This window comes from Acinetobacter portensis, assembly GCF_023158935.1.
Taxonomy (GTDB): Bacteria; Pseudomonadota; Gammaproteobacteria; order Pseudomonadales; family Moraxellaceae; genus Acinetobacter; species Acinetobacter faecalis.
Window position 1 is genome coordinate 155,514 of sequence record NZ_CP096120.1, and the last position, 18,852, is coordinate 174,365.

An 18,852-nucleotide genomic window follows, 5' to 3' on the forward strand; every position below is an offset into this window, starting at 1 on the left:
AGAGGTCTTTTTTTTGTTTCAATTTTAAGATTTGCTAATTTTTAAGCCAGATAACCATGAGCGTAAAGAAGCAGGCTTTAACGGTTTTCTGAGCAAAATAATATTAAGTTCTTTTAACTTTTGAGGAAGTTCAGGATCAGAATCTGCGGTAATAAGCGCAACCGGTGTATTTTCTGGACGATGTTCCAAAATAAAATCTAAACCGACTTTATCGTTATTCAAATGCTGATCGACCAACCAAACCTGAATATTTTCACGTTGAATAATTTCAGCTGCTTGTTCAGGTTCGGTCGCTTTAAAGACCTGATAACCCCATTTGGTGAGTAGTGTTGTCATACCTTCCAAAATTGCTTCATCATTATCTAAACATAAAATTTTATAGGCTTTTGACTGTAAAGGGATTGCCTGAGTTGGTGTGGCAATCACTTTTGGTGGCTCAACAATAGGCACTTCAATCATGAAGCAAGAGCCTTTTCCATAAGTTGAATAAACATGGATAGGATAATTCAGCAGACTTGTCATACGATGCACAATAGCAAGACCTAAGCCTAAACCTTGTTCACCCCATGGCGATGTATGACCACAACGCTCGAACTCTTGGAAAAGTTTAATACGTTGTTCTTCTGCAATGCCGGGTCCTGTATCCCAAACACCAATTCGAATATGATTTGGTCTTTCGGCAGAACGCAAAATTCCAACAACAACACGTCCTTTTGCTGTGTAGCGTAGTGCATTACTTACAAAGTTTTGAATAATACGACGAATCCATTGCGGATCTGTATCTATCCAGAATTGAGCGTCATGTACGCTGAATTTAATATTACGTTGTGCAGCAATTGATTTAAATTGAAGCTCTAAATCACTTAATAAATCATGCAATGGATACGATTGACGTTTCGGTTGAATGGTTCCACCTTCTAAACGTGCTATATCTAATAATGCAGACAACATACTTTCTGCACCATGTAAAGCACGATCAAGCTGTTGTAGTGTTTTCCGATCATCATCACATTGCACGCTTTGCTCTAAAGCTGTACTAAATAAACGTGCTGCATGCATAGGTTGTAATAAGTCGTGACTTGCCGCTGCAATAAATCGGCTTTTCGACATATTGGCTTGGTCTGCTTGTTCTCGTGCAAGTTGTTGCTCGGAAAGAGCATTTGCTAATTGTTGGGTGCGATCTTGTACACGACCTTCAAGCACAGCCTCATTTTCACGGAATGCGGTAATATCTGCGAAGGTTGTAACGAAACCACCACCTTCAATTGGATTGCCACGCATTTGAATTACGCGACCATCTTTACGAATACGTTCAAATTCGTGTGCGCTACCAACACGCATCCAATGCATACGTTTACGTACATGCTCTTCAACTGAACCAGGACCGCATTCACCACGCTCTGCGTTATAACGAATCAGGTCTGAAATAGGGCAACCTACATAAACAATATCTCTTGGATAATCGAATAGTTTTAAATATTGATTATTCCATGCAACCAAACACATATTGGCATCGACCACGCTCACACCTTGAGTCATGTGATCGATCATTGTCATAATTAAATTTTGATTAAAACGTTGCCATTGAGATGCTTGGTCAAGAATATTTGCAACTTGTCCCAAAGCTAAACCATTATTTACCATTGCTGTAGTTAGCAATGTTCGAGCAGAAGCTGCGCCAATTGTTCCTGCTAAATATTGTTCTGTGAAGCGCCACCACATACCATTAGCACTGCTATTTTCATTTAGTTCTAGATTATTTAGTGTACAAAATTGTTCAAATGCCTTGATTGTTGGTTCATCACCGGTAATGCGTTTTGCAAGGGTAATTAAGTCACGAACTTTTAAACGAGCAACATCTTGATGAGAGAAATTAGTTTCGTTATTTGTATTTTGAGATGGTAGTGGTTTGGTTTCATAATAAAAGAAGCTTTCTGCCTGAATTTGTTCTGCAACACTTGGGCGGAAAATTCGAGAGATCCAAATATATAAAATTAAATTTAATCCTAAGGACCAAAGTACACCATGTGTAAGAGGGGCTAAAGATTGGAAACCTAACAATGCTTCTGGACGTAACCAAGTAATTCCTGCAGGTCCATAATTTAAAAAATAATGTGAAAAATCCAGGAAGCTGTCAGGTAAGCTTCTTAAAATAGTAGGGAGTAATAATGTATATGCCCAAATAATAAAGCCTGTAATTAAACCTGCATAAACACCTTGTTTACTGCCTCCACGCCAATAAAGACCACCAATTAAAGCAGGTGCAAATTGTGCTACAGCACTAAATGCCAATAAGCCAAATACTGAAAGTTGGTCGATATCATTAAAGAAATGGAAGAATAAAAAGCCAAGTAACATTACAACTAAAATGCATACGCGACGTGTAAATTTAAGTACTAAAGGTAGACGTTTATCATGACGAGAGAAGATTTTAAAACGCCATAATGCAGGCATAATTAAGTCATTACTGAGCATGATAGATAAGGCTACGGAAGAAACTAGCAACATTCCTGTAGATGCTGAAAACCCACCTAAAAATGCGAGTAATGTGAGCCAATCTTGCTCATAGCTTAACGGTAAAGACAAAACTGCAATATCTGGAATAGCAAGATAATGCGGAGCAGCATGCATTGCCCAACTTGCAATAGGAACAATTGCAATAGTGGTTAAAATTAAATAAACAGCAAACCAACGTCTTGCACCTCGAATATGATTTTCATCTCGAAGTTCAACTACAGCAACGTGGAATTGGCGTGGTAAACAAATAATTGCAAGTGCTGCAAGTAAGGTTTGAACCCAGAAAGTATCGGGCACACCATACATTTTTATTTCACCAAAAGTACGTGAAACATCTCGTGAAATTTGATGAATATTTTCAGGTGAATCAAATATAAAGAAGCATGCAACAGCAAGTAAAGCAAAAAGCTTAACAAAAGATTCGAATGCTACCGCCAACATTAAACCGCCATGTTGTTCTGTGTTGGCAATTTGTCGTGTGCCAAAAATCATAGCCAAAATAGCAAGAACACTAGTAAGGAATAACACGCTATTTGTTGCGCTTGTTACACCTGCTGTAGGCTCTAAAATGACTGCTGCACTAAGTGCAATAGCACGAAGTTGTAGTGCTAAATAGGGAATAACAGCAATAACGGCAAGTATGGTTACAAGTGATGCAAGTGCACCAGTTTTTCCGTAACGAGCTGCAATAAAATCGGCAATAGATGAAATAGCGTGGTGTTGTCTAACTCTGCCTAAACGTCGCCAAATGTCATAACCTAAAGCAACAAAAAGTAAGGGACCTAAGTAAATAGGAAGGAAGAGAATGCCTTCTCTTACGGCTGCACCAGTAGCGCCGTAAAATGTCCAAGATGAACAATAAACGCCTAAAGTTAGACTGAATAGAAACATTCGACCGCGAGTACTTAAACGACTTGCGTGTTTTTCTCCAAAAAATGCACACAAAAAAAGTAATGCGATATAAAGGGCGAGCACCCCAATAATTAGCCAGCTATTCATATTGCTCACAGCAGAAAATCTATAGGCTCATCATACTCTATTCGTGTACTTATCAGTTTAAATTGATCATTTTTTAACGACCAAAGTCTAAATTACAAGCAGTATTAAACATTGTTAAGTTGCATAGTGAAAATTCGAATTAAAAATGTTGTGTCCATGGTTGGGCAATTATAGGAGTTGGTTTAATGGATGATAAACAAGTAGAACGTATTCTACAAAATCCAAAATTTAAAGAAATGGTCAGTAAAAAAAGTACATTAAGTTGGACTTTAACTGCCATTATGTTGTTTGTATATGTAGGCTTCATGTTGTTAGTAGGCTATAACAAAGAATTTCTTCATAGTTCACTTTCTGGTGGTGTTACAACTTGGGGTATTCCTCTAGGTTTAAGCATCATTGTATTGTCATTTTTATTATGTGGTGTTTATTCATATATCGCGAACAATAAATTAGATCAATTAAATGAAGATGCAATGCGTGAAGTTGAAGCAATTGCTCATGAAAAAGGACAAAATTAAGATGAAATGGAATTCACTTAAAGCACTTGTCGCATCAACGGCATTCATGTCTGGAATGGCTTTTGCAGGTCCAGATTTAGGTGCAGCGGAACAGCAAGCAACAAACTGGCCAGCAATTATCATGTTCATGATTTTTGTTGGTGCAACATTATTTATTACTAAGTGGGCTGCAAAGCAAACAACTAATACCAATGACTTCTACACAGCAGGCGGTGGTATCTCTGGTTTCCAAAATGGTTTGGCAATTGCTGGTGACTATATGTCAGCTGCGTCATTCCTTGGTATTTCTGCCATGGTATTTATGTCAGGCTTTGACGGCTTACTCTACTCACTAGGTTTCATGGTGGGTTGGCCAATTGTATTGTTCTTAATTGCAGAACGTTTACGTAACTTAGGTAAATTCAACTTATCTGACGTTGTGTCTTTCCGTTTAGCAGAAAAGCCAGTACGTACTTTAGCTGCAGTAAGCTCATTAGTTGTAGTGGCATTCTACTTAATCGCTCAGATGGTAGGTGCTGGTCAGCTTATTAAGTTACTTTTCGGCTTGAACTATAATATTGCTGTTGTAATTGTGGGTTTACTCATGATGGCATACGTAATGTTTGGTGGTATGTTGGCAACAACTTGGGTGCAAATCATCAAAGCGGTGATGTTGCTTTCAGGCGCAACTTTCATGGCATTTATGGTAATGAAAGGTGTTGGCTTCAGCTTCACTGAAATGTTCACTCAAGCTATTCAAGTATTCTCAAAAGTTCATGATGTGACTTTGGATCAAGCTGGCGCAATTATGGGTCCTGGTAAGCTTGCTGCAAATCCAGTTGATGCAATTTCGTTAGGTCTTGCATTGATGTTTGGTACAGCGGGTCTTCCACACATTCTTATGCGTTTCTTTACAGTAAAAGATGCTAAAGAAGCTCGTAAATCTGTAGTTGTTGCAACTGGCTTTATTGGTTACTTCTATCTATTAACATTCATCATTGGTTTTGGTGCGATTCTTTATGTATCGAACAACCCACAATTCCTTGATGTTGCTAAAATGGCGGTTACAGGCAAGTTAGAACTTGTTGGTGGTAACAACATGGCTGCGGTTCACTTGTCTGATGCATTAGGCGGTGATTTGTTCATGGGCTTCATTTCAGCAGTAGCATTCGCAACAATTCTTGCGGTTGTAGCTGGTTTGACGTTGTCTGGTGCTTCTGCAATTTCACATGACTTGTATGCAAACGTATTCAAAAAAGGTCAAACAACTCCTGAATCTGAACTTCGTATGTCAAAAATTGCGACTTTAGGTCTAGCAATTTTCGCAATGATTCTAGGTATTTTGTTCGAAAAACAAAACGTTGCATTCATGGTAGGTTTAGCATTCTCTGTAGCTGCATGTGCGAACTTCCCAGTTCTAGTACTATCAATGTTCTGGAAAGGTTTAACTACACGCGGTGCCGTAATTGGTGGTGTTGTAGGCTTAGTATTAGCAGTAGTATTAATTGTATTATCTAAAGCAGTTTGGGTAGATACATTGGGTATTTCTGATACCCCTATTAACCCATACAATGGTCCTGCATTGTTCGCTATGCCATTATCATTCTTCTGCTGCTGGTTGTTCTCTGTGACTGATAATTCAGCACAAGCACAAGCAGAACGCAAAGCGTTTGATGCACAGTATGTACGTTCACAAACTGGTGTTGGTATCTCAGGCGCATCTGATCACTAAGATAAGATTGCCTAAATAAAAAGCCCCGAAAGGGGTTTTTTATTGTCTAAAAATTTGTGTTGATCATCCAATAATTAAAAAAAGTTGTGTTAACAATAAATGAACAGTTGTCTAACAGATTTATTTTTAACAGTAATTTATCATTTTATTCTGCTTTAAATATTAAGCATGCGCTTTATTCACTTGTCGTGAATGTCTTTTTGACCCTTAAGGTCTGTCTGTTTTTATAAATAATTAAGATGAGGGGAATATGCCTTCCGAAAAATTAGCATGGTATGAAAATATCAATCCCAATGTTTTTGTTAGCACAGTGGCAATTATTGGATTATTTTTAATTGTCGTTTTGCTCGCTCCAAATTCATTTGATTTGGTCACAAAGCATCTGAATCAGTGGGTCACAGATTCCTTTAGCTGGTTTTATGTTTTATCTGTCGCAATATTTTTGATATTACTCATTTATATTGCCATTTCAGATATGGGTAAAATTAAGCTTGGTTTAGATCATAGCCAACCTACTTATAGTAACAGTTCATGGTTTGCTATGTTATTTACCGCAGGTATGGGTATTGGCTTAATGTTCTTTGGCGTTGCAGAACCTGTTATGCACTATGTATCTCCACCAACAGGAGATGCAGAAACGATTCAAGCTGCACAACAAGCCATGCAAGTGACCTTCTTTCATTGGGGCTTACATGCTTGGGCAATTTATACCATTGTTGGTTTATCGCTTGCTTACTTTGCTTACAGACATAATTTACCTTTAAAAATTCGTTCTGCTCTATATCCATTAATTGGTAAGAAAATTTATGGACCGATAGGAGATGGGGTAGATACCTTTGCCACAATAGGAACAGTCTTTGGTGTGGCGACAACCTTAGGTTTTGGTGTAACCCAAATTAACTCGGGCCTTAATTATTTATTTGGAATAGAGCAGTCATCTACCACACAACTCATCTTAATTATTGTTGTGAGTGCGATGGCATCTTTATCTGTATTTTTAGGATTAGATAAAGGCATTAAGCGCCTTTCAGAATTAAATTTAGTTTTAGCTTTAGTGCTTTTACTTTTTGTTTTCTTCGCAAGTTCGACCATTTATTTATTACAAACAACAATTCAAAACGCAGGACAGTACGTTTCCAATCTATTTAACATGACCTTTAATTTGTATGCCTACCAACCAAATGGATGGATTGGTGGTTGGACAATTATGTATTGGGCATGGTGGATTTCATGGTCGCCATTTGTAGGAATGTTCATTGCACGTGTATCGAAAGGTCGAACTATTCGTGAATTTATTGTGGGCGTACTGTTTATTCCAACAGGCTTCACTTTAATTTGGATGGGCTTTATGGGAAATGCGGCTTTAAACAGCATTTTAAATGAAGCGAATACTACGCTTGTTACAGCAGTTCAAAATGATTCATCTGTAGCGCTATTTGAGTTTTTAAATACATTACCTTTTTCTGGTGTAATGAGTTTAATTGCGACGTTATTGGTGATGCTATTTTTTGTGACTTCAGCCGATTCTGGCGCATTGGTTACAGATTACTTGACCGCGAAATCTGAAAATTCACCAACATGGCAACGTCTATTTTGGACTGTGCTCATGGCATTTTTAGCGATTGTCTTGCTATTAAATGGTGGTTTAAGCGCTTTGCAATCTGCGACTATGTTAAGTGCATTGCCATTTACTTTTATTATGCTGTTTATATGTTGGGGCTTAGTCAAAGCATTACGTTTAGATGCAATTAAAATGCAAGCCTTACAAACTGCTCGTATTACACCTCGTGCCATTCAAAACCCAAGAAGTTGGCAACAACGTTTAGGCTTGATTATGCATTATCCGCATACTCAGCAAGAGGTGGAGGCTTATATTCAAGATGTTGTGAAAAAAGCCTTCTTAAGCGTTCAAAAAGAACTTAAACGCCGTAAATTAGATATCAGCATTAAAGATGTAGACGATGGTTTGCAATTGCGTGTGAATCACCACGATGAAATCAATTTTGTTTATCAAGTTATTTCACGTGAAACATCTACACCAAGCTTTATGGCAGAACCGCAAGCTGAAGACTGTCAAAACTATCAAGCTGAAGTTTTCTTAAGAGAAGGTGGTCAAAATTATGATGTGATGGATTGGACGGTTGAAGATTTAATTCAAGACATTATTGATCAATACGAACGTCACTTACATTTTTTAAGTTTGGTTCGAACCGAACAGCCATAAAAAAAGGACGCTTATGCGTCCTTTTTTTATACTCAGAGTCTAATTTAAATTAGAAACGGAATTTAGCATTTAAGCCAACAGTTTGAGTGTCAAGAACCACTTTATCATCAGCATCTTGTTTATCATCTTTTGCTTTGTAGTCAGCATTTACGTATGTAGCACCAACAGATACAGCAGGAGTGATGAAGTAGTTTACGTTTGCACCCCAAGCATTGCTTGGAGATAAGTCGTAGCTAGATTCCATATAAGAAACACCAACGCTTAACTTGTTATTAAGGTAAAGTGTAGTGCCTAAGTTATAAGCAGAATCTTCGCCATAAACTAAACCAGCATCAAAGCCAATAGACATATTTGTACCGTCGATAGCACCAACGTATTTAGTACGTGCAGTGATAGCATCTTGGTCTTCAGCAATAGTACGAGATTCGATAGCAGCTTTTGCAACACCATTTGAAAGGATGTTGAACGCATCAAATGAAGTTTGATCTGCAACGCTTGTATAACCTACAGCAACTAAGAAATTAGGAGCAAGTACAGCACCAACTTCTAATGCATAGCGGTCACCATTGTCATCTTTACCACCAGTTTTACTATCAGTAATTGTGTGGCTGTAAGACGCGCTTGCATATGCAGGAACAAGTTTAGTTGGAATGTAAGCTTCAGCTTTAGCACCGTAAGTATGGTTTACAGTACGGTCACCCGCTTCTTTGTTTTCGCCATAGTTATAAGCCAAAGAAACATTTGATGCTTGATTCAAGAATGCTGCTTCAGCTAAAGGACCTTTAGTAGTATCAACATTGTTGAAGTAGTAAGTACCTTGAACAGCACCAGTGAAGTCATTGTGGTTAGCAGTATTGTCGATGAATTCTGATTGACCTTGAACTTCGAATTGGTATGCTTGAGCGCCGGTCATTGCTAATAATAATGCAGTGGCTAAACCGAGTTTTTTCATGATAGTTACCAGTTTTATTAAAAAAAGTAAAAGCGGTTGCCATTGTATTGTAACAAATTATGAAGTCAATGAGCTTAAGTAACAGAACGTTATCATTAAATTTAGATATTTAAATTTGTTTGAAAAATAAGCAATTAAATATTTCTTTGTCAACCTCTAAAAAAAATTTGTATTACAACAATCTAAGAGTAATTTTTGTTCAGAAAAAGTTTTTTATTGATGAATATGCTTATTGGAATAATAGATCGATTGGTTATCTTTTATCTAAATATAGGTTAATCAATACACATACTATTTTAATATATTTTTGAATAATATTGAAATTTTATTTAATAAGTATGAAAAATTAGACTATAAATCTACTTTACATATCACATAATATGGTGAATAATAATCATTGAAAACCAACCAAACCAGTTGGCTTTATTGGTTTGTAATTTGAATTGGATTTCAATTAAGTGTGAAAAATTAACTTAATTCTCCACGAATATAGTTTTTATCCGCCCAGCTTTCCCCAAGGTTGGGCTTTTTTTTAATGAGTTAATTAATTGCACCAAAATGGTGCTTAAAAGTGACTTGGAAACATTATTTCCGTAAAAAAGAGCATAAAAAAACCAGTTTCCTAAGAAAACTGGTTTTTTTATCGCCAAAAATTGCGGGAAAACTTATAAATCTGCTGAGGAATTTATTAACTTGCCCTAATGGGGTGCATTATGCACTCAATTGATGCAAGTGTAAATATTCAGTGCATTTTTTATCAATATTGTTTGGTAAATATTATGCAAGTGAATAAAAATTGTTTATTTAAATAGCGAAAAATGAATTAATTTTATACAAAATGTTGAAAATATAATCGGATTAAGCAATTCAGTACATCGAAATTTTAAGGTTAAATAATATATGTTTATTTAGAACAAGTGTATATTATATAGGCTTTATTTTAGGGTTCGTTATTTGACCCTTACGCATACGCACTAAGGGTAAGCTCTAATGAATCAAAAACTGCGTTCGGAGCATATTAGACATAAACTATTTTGGTCGATGAGTGTCATTATTGCTTCATTACTCATTATTTCTGTGCCATTAACAGTAAATAGTTATTTTAGTTATAAAAAATCTGAACTAGCATTGTCTGAAATTTTAGTTTTGCAAAATGTTGCTGAGCTTGCCAATAATGTGTCGAGAGAGCGAGCACCTTCAAATAAGGTGATGTCGAGTACACCAGAAGAATTAGAAGCCAATTTAAAAGAACTTACAGAATATAGAAAAAAAGTTGATCGTCAAATACAGAAGACAGTTTACGTCTTAAATAGTCATGGTTTTCCTGACCAATCTGAAGCGCTATATATCAATTTAATTAAAAGACTTGAAACTGGGCGAAAAGCGGTAGATGAATATGTTGCAACACCTGTTTCAATACGAAGTGCAGAGCAGTTAGATCAGGCAATTAAAAAGATGTTTGTTGCTTGGGATGCTACCCATGTCGTATTAAAAGATGTGGTTTATCATTCTGTTGGTCGTACATCGAGTATTTCAGATAATTATACTTTAGTGCTTTTACTTGCAGATTTAAGAGATCAAGCTGGACGTGTAGCATCTACAATTATGGCAGCAGTTTCCTATCAGCAACCTATAGCTGAAAATAATATTTCTCGCTCGCTACAAAACCAATATCAAGTACATTATTTATGGGATTTAATTAATACTCTGCAACCTGCGGAACAGCGCACTGAAGAATATTTAGATTTACATAAAAAAGTTCAAGCTGAGTTCATTAATAAGGGTATACCTGTTGTTGCAGGATTAGTTCAAGAAAGTCGACAGAATAAACCTTATTCACTTACAGGAACTGAATTAACAAAGGCTATGGTTGAAAAATTCGCAACTGTTGTTGATTTACAAAGCTATATATTAAAGCGCAGCTTATCTTCAGTCGAGCGAAGTTATAAAAAAGAATTTAGAAAGTTTATTTTTACCTTAACTGTTTCAGCAATTTCATTATTTTCAGCATTATTTACTTTAATTTATGCACGGAAAAAAGTATTTACGCCACTGATTGAAGCAAGACAAAAAATTCTAGAGCTTTCGGAATCGCATCAGTCTATTTCTCATAAAATTATGGAAGATAAACGTGAAATTTCATTATTTGAAGCGATTCAAAAATTACAAACAATGTTGCAACAACGAGATATTTTAGAGTTTCAATTACGAAATATTGCCAATACCGATGTTTTGACAGGCGTTTCGAATCGTTTGGCATTAAATGAATATATTCGTTTACTCGAGTTAAGACCTGAACGTTTAACGCAAACAGGTTTAATTATTATAGATATTGATGACTTTAAAATTGTGAACGATCGCTTCGGGCACATTATTGGTGATCAAGTGATTAAGTTTGTCGCTGATACTTTAAAAGAACATTTAACATCGTCTGAGCTTGTTGTACGTTATGGTGGTGATGAATTCTTAATTATTATTGATAATACTAATTTTAAAGATGCATTAATTTTGGCAGAAAATATCCGTCAATCTATTGGTCGATCTGATTGTTATATTAAAGAGCTAAATGAGTTCGTTGGTATTTCTGTGAGTGCAGGTGTTGCTGTTGGAGCAGTTTCGTGGATGGCTTTATTAGAACGTGCAGATAAATCATTATTAAAAGTGAAAACTCAGGGTAAAAATGCTGTTTTGGGATAAGCCGAAACAGCTCTTAATCTCCGTTTATTTATAAATACACGAAAACTCAATGGTATTTTTTCTGCACCTGATTCAATCTAGTTTTATTTATCTTATTTTTTTAATATGAAATTATTTCAATATTGTGCTGTGATGCTTTTCAGCATAGGGCTTATGGCATGTGCGCCATCTCAAATTAATAACCATCAACCTGTCACATCTCATTTCAATGCTGTAAATCCGACATTAAATATTAAGACTTTGTTTAAAGAAGTTCATGCAGATGCTGTTTTTGTGACGTTTGATGGAAAATCATTAAATGAATATGGAACAAATTTAAACCGTGCCGATACTGCTTATATTCCTGCATCAACGTTTAAAATCGTAAATGCGCTTATTGGTTTGCAACATGAAAAAGCTAATACTCAAGAAGTATTTAAATGGGATGGAAAGCCTAAATTTATTAAGTCTTGGGAACGTGACATGACTTTGGCAGAGGCAATGCAAGCATCTGCTGTGCCAGTTTATCAAACTTTGGCGCGTCGAACGGGTTTGCCTTTAATGCAAAAGGAGTTGGAGCGAATTGGTTATGGCAATATGCAAGTGTGTGCACAGGTCGATCAGTTTTGGTTGAAAGGTCCATTAACTATTACCCCAAATGAACAAGTGAAATTTTTATATCAACTTGGTAAAGGGCAGTTGGCGTTTAAACCTGAAGTTCAGCAAAAAGTGAAAGAAATGTTGTATGTAGAGAGCAGAGGGGAGAGTCGTTTATATGCGAAAAGTGGTTGGGGAATGGATGTTGATCCCCAAGTGGGGTGGTATGTGGGTTTTGTTGAAAAGGCAAATGGTCAGGTTGTAAGTTTTGCTTTGAATATGCAAATAAAAGATGGTGATGATGTAAATTTAAGGAAGAAACTTACTTTAGATGCGTTAGATAAGTTGGGTGTTTTTCATTATTTGTAAGAATTAGGCATTTATGTGTTATCTACTTTTGAATATTTATTAAATTATTAATAAATTCATTTCTCATTGTTTAGATATTACCTTACTTTTGATGGGATAAAAGTAACAAAATCCCGTTGTTTGACTGAGGGCACTTCCGTGTTGCCCCAGTCAAACGGGCGACATCCATGTCGCTTTCATGTGATTGGATTTCAATTAAAAATTATTTAGGAATGGCTTTATTTAAACTTTGATAAAGTTGTTTTCTAGTCTCTAATATACTTGCTTTATATTCAGCAGTTTTCTCAATTGAAACAGATTCTTTACGAAAACATGTATAGGAATTAAAAGCACCTACAAGTTCACCGTATCTTCTCAATATTTCTTGTTGATCTTTATAGTCATATAAAAGTAAAAGCCCTTCATTTTTACTTAATAGATTAAAGCCATCAAAAAGGTTTTCTCGCAGAGGAGAGAGTCTGTCGCTAATTACTTCTTTATCTAATACAGGCTTTTTAATTTCAAAATCAAATATAGCCCAGATTTTTAAAATTAAATGATTTATTTCCTCTATATCAGAAGAAATTTTTGTTAAAAGATTACGATTAAACTCTTTGTTTTCCTTATTTTGTTGTGCCTTCAAATTTGCCTTTTGATTGAAATAAGGGCAGAGTAAAACTTGAAGTGCGACATAAACCACCTAATTAATTTAAAGGGTTTATGGAGTATATAAAATTGTCATACCATCATCTTAACTTTGAAGATCGTACTGCATTAATGCTTGAGTCAAGAAAAGAAGGCTTTTCACCCAGAAAATTTGCTGAACTTATTAAAAGACATCCTAGTACGATCTATCGTGAACTTAAAAGAAATAGCATCAATGATGTTTATCAAGCTCAATATGCTTCTGATAACACCTTCGCTAGACGTAGACGTGGTCATAGAAAACTCAAAATCGATTCAATCCTCTGGAAATTTATTGTTGAAGCGATCCGTTGTTTATGGTCTCCTCAGCAAATAGCAAAGCGTTTAAAGAGATTTCCTGATTTGGATCAAACAATGAATGTAAGCCATACAACGATTTATTCAACGATACGAGCATTACCAAAGGGTGAGCTGAAAAAAGACTTACTATCCTGTCTGCGTCATGAAAATAAAAAGCGAAAAGCTAACGGTGAACCTAAAAAAGATTCTATATTACAGGATATTAAAACTATTCATGAGCGCCCAACCGAAGTTCAAGAAAGAAAAATACCGGGTCATTGGGAAGCCGATTTAATTAAAGGTAAAGACAATAAAAGTTCGATAGCAACACTTATTGAACGAAATACACGGCTCTGTATCTTGGCAACATTACCTGATGCAAAGGCAGAATCAGTGCGCAAGGCTTTAACTGAAGCTCTGAAATATTTACCCGCAGAACTGCGTAAAACATTGACCTATGACCGTGGACGTGAGATGTCAGAACATAAAATCCTCGAAGAAGATTTAGGCATAGATGTATATTTCTGTGACCCACATTCGCCATGGCAGAAAGGCACATGCGAAAATATGAATGGTTTAATTAGGCAATATTTACCTAAAGGGATTGATTTAAACCAGGCAGATCAGCATTATTTAAATCAAGTTGCCATGTCACTGAATACTCGCCCTAGAAAAGCGTTAGATTGGCTTACACCATTAGAGAAATTTGCTCAGCTTGTTGATTATCATAAGGCTTTTGAAACTGTCGCACCTCATGTTTGAATTCGCCAAGTAATGATCCCTGTAATGAGCGCACCTAAACCAATTTTAATAGCTGTATCTAATATTTCTAATAAAGTCATAAGAATAAAAAACGGTGAATGAATCACCGTTTTAGCATAATAATTTATTATTTTGAATCCTCCCTACCCTCCTTTGAAAAAGGAGGGAATGCTCCTCTTTTTTAAAAAGAGGCTAGGGGAGATTACTTCAACATCGCCTTTAAGAATCGAGCTGTATGCGAAAGCTTATTTTTCACAACCTCTTCAGGTGTACCCTCGGCAATAATCATACCGCCACCTGCACCACCTTCAGGACCTAAATCCACAATCCAATCGGCAGTTTTAATCACATCCAAATTATGCTCAATCACCACAATGGTATTTCCCTTGTTTCGTAGCTCGTGAAGAATATCGAGTAATTTCGCAATATCGTGGAAATGCAAACCTGTTGTTGGCTCATCTAGCACATATAAGGTTTTGCCCGTATCACGTTTCGTAAGCTCACGTGCCAATTTCACACGTTGCGCTTCACCACCTGAAAGGGTAGTTGCAGATTGACCTAAACGGATATAGCCCAAACCAACTTGGTTCAATGTTTCCAAACGACGGTGAATCACAGGAATCGCATCAAAGAAATGCATTGCATCTTCAACGGTCATCTCCAAAACATCGGAAATGTTTTTGCCTTTATAACCCACTTCTAAAGTTTCACGGTTATAACGCTTGCCATGACACGCATCGCAAGGCACATACATATCGGGTAAGAAGTGCATTGCCACTTTAATCATGCCGTCGCCTTCACAGGCTTCACAGCGACCACCTTTCACGTTGAAAGAGAAACGTCCTGCGGCATAACCACGTGCTTTTGCTTCAGGTGTTTGCGCAAATAATTCACGAATTGGGGTGAATAAACCTGTATAAGTTGCAGGGTTTGAACGCGGTGTACGACCAATCGGACTTTGGTCAATATCTACAACTTTATCGAGGAATTGTAGACCATCAATTGAATCGAATTTTTCCGCAGTGAGCGTTGTTGCACCATTCAATTGCGTTGCAGCAAGCGGTAAAAGTGTACGGTTAATTAATGTAGATTTCCCTGAACCCGAAACACCTGTTACGCACGTCATAATGCCTAAAGGAATAGTTAAATCTACATTTTTAAGGTTATGACCTGCCGCACCCATGAGCTTAATTTGCTCTTCAGGTTTTGGCGGTTGCACACGAACTTTAGGTACTTCAATTTTTAACTTGCCCGATAAATATTGCCCTGTAAGCGATTTCGGGTTGGCAAGAATTTCATCATATGTACCTTCAGCAATCACGTGACCACCATGAATACCTGCACCAGGACCAATATCAATAATATGATCGGCTGCGCGAATGGCATCTTCATCGTGTTCCACCACTAAAACGGTGTTGCCTAAATCACGTAAACGTACAAGGGTTTCTAGCAAACGGTCGTTATCACGTTGATGCAAACCAATAGAAGGTTCATCGAGCACGTACATGACGCCCATTAAGCCTGCACCAATTTGCGAAGCCAAACGAATACGCTGTGCTTCACCACCTGAAAGGGTTTCGGCAGAACGAGAAAGGCTTAAATAGTTCAAACCAACAGACACTAAGAAATGTAAACGTTCACGAATTTCTTTAAAAATCTTATCGGCAATTTCGCCTTTTGCACCTGCTAGGTTTAAATCTTGATAATAGTTTTCAGCATCGCCAATAGACATTTTAGTAATTTGGGCGATGGTTTTATCTAAGATTTTTACATTGCGCGAGATTTCATTTAAACGCGAACCATCACAAACATCACAAGCAGCGTTAGATAAATATTGTGCTAAATCTTCACGAACGTAATTGCTTTCAGTTTCACGGTAACGACGCTCTAAATGTGGCAAAATCCCTTCAAAAGCTTGCACACGTTTATGTGAACGACCACGTTCATCGATATAACTTAAATCGACTTTTTCTTTGCCTGTACCGTATAAAAATTTCTTTTTGGTGTCGGCATCAAGTTCATTCCAAGGGGTATCTACAGAAAAACCAAAATGATCGGCAACTTTTTGAATCATGGTGTAGTAATAAGGACGTTGTCTGTCCCAACCACGAATTGCCCCTTGGCTAATCGAAACTTCTGGATTTGGAATGAGTTTGTCTAAACTAAAATGACTGCGTGTACCTAAGCCGTCACAAGTCGGGCAGGCACCAAATGGATTGTTGAACGAGAACAAACGTGGTTCTAATTCACCAACTGCTCGGTCGCACTCTGGGCATGAATGTTTTGCAGAGAAAGTACGATCTGCTTGTTCGCCTTTCATCCAAGATAAAATGGCAATATCACCACCTAAACGAAGTGCTGTTTCAAAACTTTCTGCAATTCGGTTGCCTAAATCGTCACGGACTTTAAAACGGTCTACAACAACTTCAATGGTATGTTTTTTCTTTTTATCGAGTTCTGGAATTGGGTCAATGTCCATGACTTCGCCATCGACACGGGCACGGACAAAACCTTGGCTTTGTAATTGTTCAAATAAATTGGTGTATTCACCTTTACGATCTCGAACTACAGGTGCAAGCAACATGAGTGCTGTACCTTCCTCAAGTGCTTTTACCGCATCGACCATTTCTGAAATAGTTTGAGCGACCATTGGTAAGTCATGTTCAGGACAATAAGGCGTACCCACACGTGCATATAAAAGACGTAAATAGTCATAAATTTCGGTAATTGTTCCCACGGTTGAGCGTGGGTTATGACTTGTCGATTTTTGTTCAATGGCAATGGCAGGGCTTAAACCTTCAATAGAATCGACTTCAGGTTTTTCCATTTGCGATAAAAACTGACGTGCGTACGCTGAAAGCGATTCAACATAACGGCGTTGACCTTCGGCATATAAAGTGTCAAATGCTAAAGATGATTTTCCTGAGCCTGATAGTCCCGTGATTACCACAAACTTGTCGCGTGGAATATCGAGAGACACATTTTTTAAATTGTGTGTGCGTGCGCCTCGAATACGGATATGACTTTGGCTCATAAATATTTCTCAATTTTTAGGTGCGTTGAAAGGTGTATATGATAGCGCATGAAAATTGTTCAAGTACAAAATAAAGTAATTTAAACGTCAAATTATGACGGTTATAGGAACGCGTTACATACTTTTTTCAATTTCATGTTATTTATAGCGCAGAAGAAATAATAAGTTTGGATTTTATCAAAATAAAACAAGGAAAACACAATGTTGATTGCTAAGTTTCTAATGGTATTTATTGCGTTATTACACATCTATTTTTTGATTTTAGAAATGTTTTTATGGGATAAGCCACTTGGTATGAAAGCTTTTGGAAACAGTTTAGAAAAAGCGAAAATTACAAAGGTTTTGGCACAAAATCAGGGTTTGTATAATGGTTTTTTAGCCCTAGGATTACTTTGGGCAGTTGTTGAAAAGTCGAGTTTTTCTATCCATATAGCGACCTTCTTTTTGAGTTGTATTGTGGTTGCCGGTATTTATGGTGCAATGACTGCAAGCAAGAAAATATTCTTTATTCAGGCTTTACCTGCAATCATTACACTTGGGGTGCTGTATCTATTTAATTAAATTCTAAGTTTATGTTTTATATAAATGTTAGGTGATTATTAGGCAAAACATACAGCGTTATAACTGCGCTCGAAAATAGATTCAATATCTTCAAAAGACTGTGTTTTTTTCTGTTGGGTTTTACCAAATGAATATTGGATGACTAAGCGTTCGAGTTGAGATAGAAACTGTTCGTATTGTTCGGGAAAGTTTTCGATATCTAGAAAATCAAAATTGAGTTTAGCGTTGCAGTTAAATTTCCCAATAAAGTCGAGCATTAATTTTTGAACTTTTCGGTTGGTAAAATAAATGAGGTACGTTGCAGCAGAACCGCAATGTAAACAGCCTTGATTTAAGTAGATTTCGTCATTTTCAAACCAGCACTTTCGCAATGTAATCATGGCACGGATGGCTTCAGTACCTTGTGTTTCAATTGTCATATAGCTAACCCCAAGAATTAAATAAACGATAATGATTATCGTTTATAATATTGGAAGTGAGCATAATTACAAGTTTTAGTAGTGTAATTTTAACGATTGAAATGCCAAATTTTATTCGGTTTAAAGATGCTGGTTTTTATACTTTAGTGTTTTTAATATTTTGAGGATTTAAATTTTTTCTGTTTTTGGGGATTAACGGGAATTATATGAATTCGTGAAATATAAAAATATATAGATCTAGTCGATTAAAATTGGATACTTTGAAATAATTTAAGTATTTGAATTAAGAGCTATAAAGACTTATCTTGAGCAGGTATTATGTTGGTTTTAGAAATATTTAAAAATGAAAAAAATAGAAATTATCTTTTTAATAATTTTAATCCTCGCTATTTTGTGGGGCATACAATGGATGTTTCACGGCTTTCCAGTAGGTAGTTAAAAGAATGGACAATTCTGAACGTTTAATTACAGCATTTTACTATTCTGTAGGTGGGATCATTTTAGGTCTAGGGCTAGCAATGTTTTTCTCTCTATATCTAAGCTCTACAAT

12 protein-coding genes are annotated in these 18,852 nt (G+C 36.5%); 7 read left to right on the forward strand and 5 right to left on the reverse strand.

The features are described from left to right. Positions 1-24: 24 nt before the first annotated feature. Positions 25-3,516, reverse strand: a complete 3,492-nt coding sequence (locus tag MZO21_RS00750) for a hybrid sensor histidine kinase/response regulator (RefSeq protein ID WP_248102359.1) — start codon at positions 3,514-3,516, stop codon at positions 25-27. 185 nt (positions 3,517-3,701) lie between these two features. On the opposite strand from MZO21_RS00750, the gene MZO21_RS00755 reads away from it, so the two are divergent. The 3 genes from MZO21_RS00755 to MZO21_RS00765 all read left to right on the forward strand — a co-directional run bounded on the left by MZO21_RS00755 (position 3,702) and on the right by MZO21_RS00765 (position 7,969). After that, positions 3,702-4,034 (forward strand): DUF485 domain-containing protein, encoded by a 333-nt coding sequence (locus MZO21_RS00755; RefSeq protein WP_154772611.1) that lies wholly within the window; start codon positions 3,702-3,704, stop codon positions 4,032-4,034. Between the two features lies 1 nt (position 4,035). After that, complete coding sequence (locus tag MZO21_RS00760) at positions 4,036-5,745, forward strand: cation acetate symporter (protein WP_248102356.1); 1,710 nt, start codon at positions 4,036-4,038, stop codon at positions 5,743-5,745. Positions 5,746-5,995: 250 nt separating this feature from the next. Further along, complete coding sequence (locus MZO21_RS00765) at positions 5,996-7,969, forward strand: BCCT family transporter (protein WP_248102353.1); 1,974 nt, start codon at positions 5,996-5,998, stop codon at positions 7,967-7,969. A 49-nt stretch (positions 7,970-8,018) separates the two neighbouring features. Here the strand turns inward: MZO21_RS00765 and omp33-36 are convergent, their stop codons facing one another. Then, positions 8,019-8,924, reverse strand: a complete 906-nt coding sequence (gene omp33-36 / locus MZO21_RS00770) for a porin Omp33-36 (protein WP_321100033.1) — start codon at positions 8,922-8,924, stop codon at positions 8,019-8,021. Positions 8,925-9,911: 987 nt separating this feature from the next. Between omp33-36 and MZO21_RS00775 the strand changes: the two genes are divergently transcribed. Next, positions 9,912-11,618 (forward strand): GGDEF domain-containing protein, encoded by a 1,707-nt coding sequence (locus MZO21_RS00775; protein ID WP_154772607.1) that lies wholly within the window; start codon positions 9,912-9,914, stop codon positions 11,616-11,618. A gap of 105 nt (positions 11,619-11,723) precedes the next feature. Continuing rightward, positions 11,724-12,563 (forward strand): OXA-1258 family class D beta-lactamase, encoded by an 840-nt coding sequence (gene blaOXA, locus MZO21_RS00780; protein ID WP_248102347.1) that lies wholly within the window; start codon positions 11,724-11,726, stop codon positions 12,561-12,563. A gap of 202 nt (positions 12,564-12,765) precedes the next feature. Here the strand turns inward: blaOXA and MZO21_RS00785 are convergent, their stop codons facing one another. Then, positions 12,766-13,242 (reverse strand): hypothetical protein, encoded by a 477-nt coding sequence (locus MZO21_RS00785; protein ID WP_248129644.1) that lies wholly within the window; start codon positions 13,240-13,242, stop codon positions 12,766-12,768. Between the two features lie 20 nt (positions 13,243-13,262). Between MZO21_RS00785 and MZO21_RS00790 the strand changes: the two genes are divergently transcribed. Then, entirely contained in the window at positions 13,263-14,288 is a 1,026-nt protein-coding gene (locus MZO21_RS00790) for an IS30-like element ISAba125 family transposase (RefSeq protein ID WP_080591907.1), read from the forward strand. Positions 14,289-14,490: 202 nt separating this feature from the next. Here the strand turns inward: MZO21_RS00790 and uvrA are convergent, their stop codons facing one another. Further along, the gene (uvrA, locus tag MZO21_RS00795) at positions 14,491-17,322 is read right to left on the reverse strand and encodes an excinuclease ABC subunit UvrA (protein WP_248104060.1); all 2,832 of its coding nucleotides are present in this window, start codon (positions 17,320-17,322) and stop codon (positions 14,491-14,493) included. A gap of 204 nt (positions 17,323-17,526) precedes the next feature. Here uvrA and MZO21_RS00800 point away from each other — a divergent pair, with 204 nt between their 5' ends. Next, positions 17,527-17,883, forward strand: a complete 357-nt coding sequence (locus MZO21_RS00800) for a DUF1304 domain-containing protein (protein ID WP_154772651.1) — start codon at positions 17,527-17,529, stop codon at positions 17,881-17,883. Between the two features lie 38 nt (positions 17,884-17,921). Here MZO21_RS00800 and MZO21_RS00805 read toward each other — a convergent pair whose 3' ends face one another. Beyond that, entirely contained in the window at positions 17,922-18,302 is a 381-nt protein-coding gene (locus MZO21_RS00805) for a hypothetical protein (RefSeq protein WP_154772603.1), read from the reverse strand. Between the last annotated feature and the right edge of the window lie 550 nt (positions 18,303-18,852).

Bases quoted from the DNA above. Each gene is read 5' to 3' on its own strand.
- MZO21_RS00750 (WP_248102359.1), bottom strand. From the start codon at position 3,516: ATGAATAGCTGGCTAATTATTGGGGTGCTCGCCCTTTATATCGCATTA.
- MZO21_RS00755 (WP_154772611.1), top strand. From the start codon at position 3,702: ATGGATGATAAACAAGTAGAACGTATTCTACAAAATCCAAAATTTAAA.
- MZO21_RS00760 (WP_248102356.1), top strand. From the start codon at position 4,036: ATGAAATGGAATTCACTTAAAGCACTTGTCGCATCAACGGCATTCATG.
- MZO21_RS00765 (WP_248102353.1), top strand. From the start codon at position 5,996: ATGCCTTCCGAAAAATTAGCATGGTATGAAAATATCAATCCCAATGTT.
- MZO21_RS00775 (WP_154772607.1), top strand. From the start codon at position 9,912: ATGAATCAAAAACTGCGTTCGGAGCATATTAGACATAAACTATTTTGG.
- blaOXA (WP_248102347.1), top strand. From the start codon at position 11,724: ATGAAATTATTTCAATATTGTGCTGTGATGCTTTTCAGCATAGGGCTT.
- MZO21_RS00790 (WP_080591907.1), top strand. From the start codon at position 13,263: ATGGAGTATATAAAATTGTCATACCATCATCTTAACTTTGAAGATCGT.
- uvrA (WP_248104060.1), bottom strand. From the start codon at position 17,322: ATGAGCCAAAGTCATATCCGTATTCGAGGCGCACGCACACACAATTTA.
- MZO21_RS00805 (WP_154772603.1), bottom strand. From the start codon at position 18,302: ATGACAATTGAAACACAAGGTACTGAAGCCATCCGTGCCATGATTACA.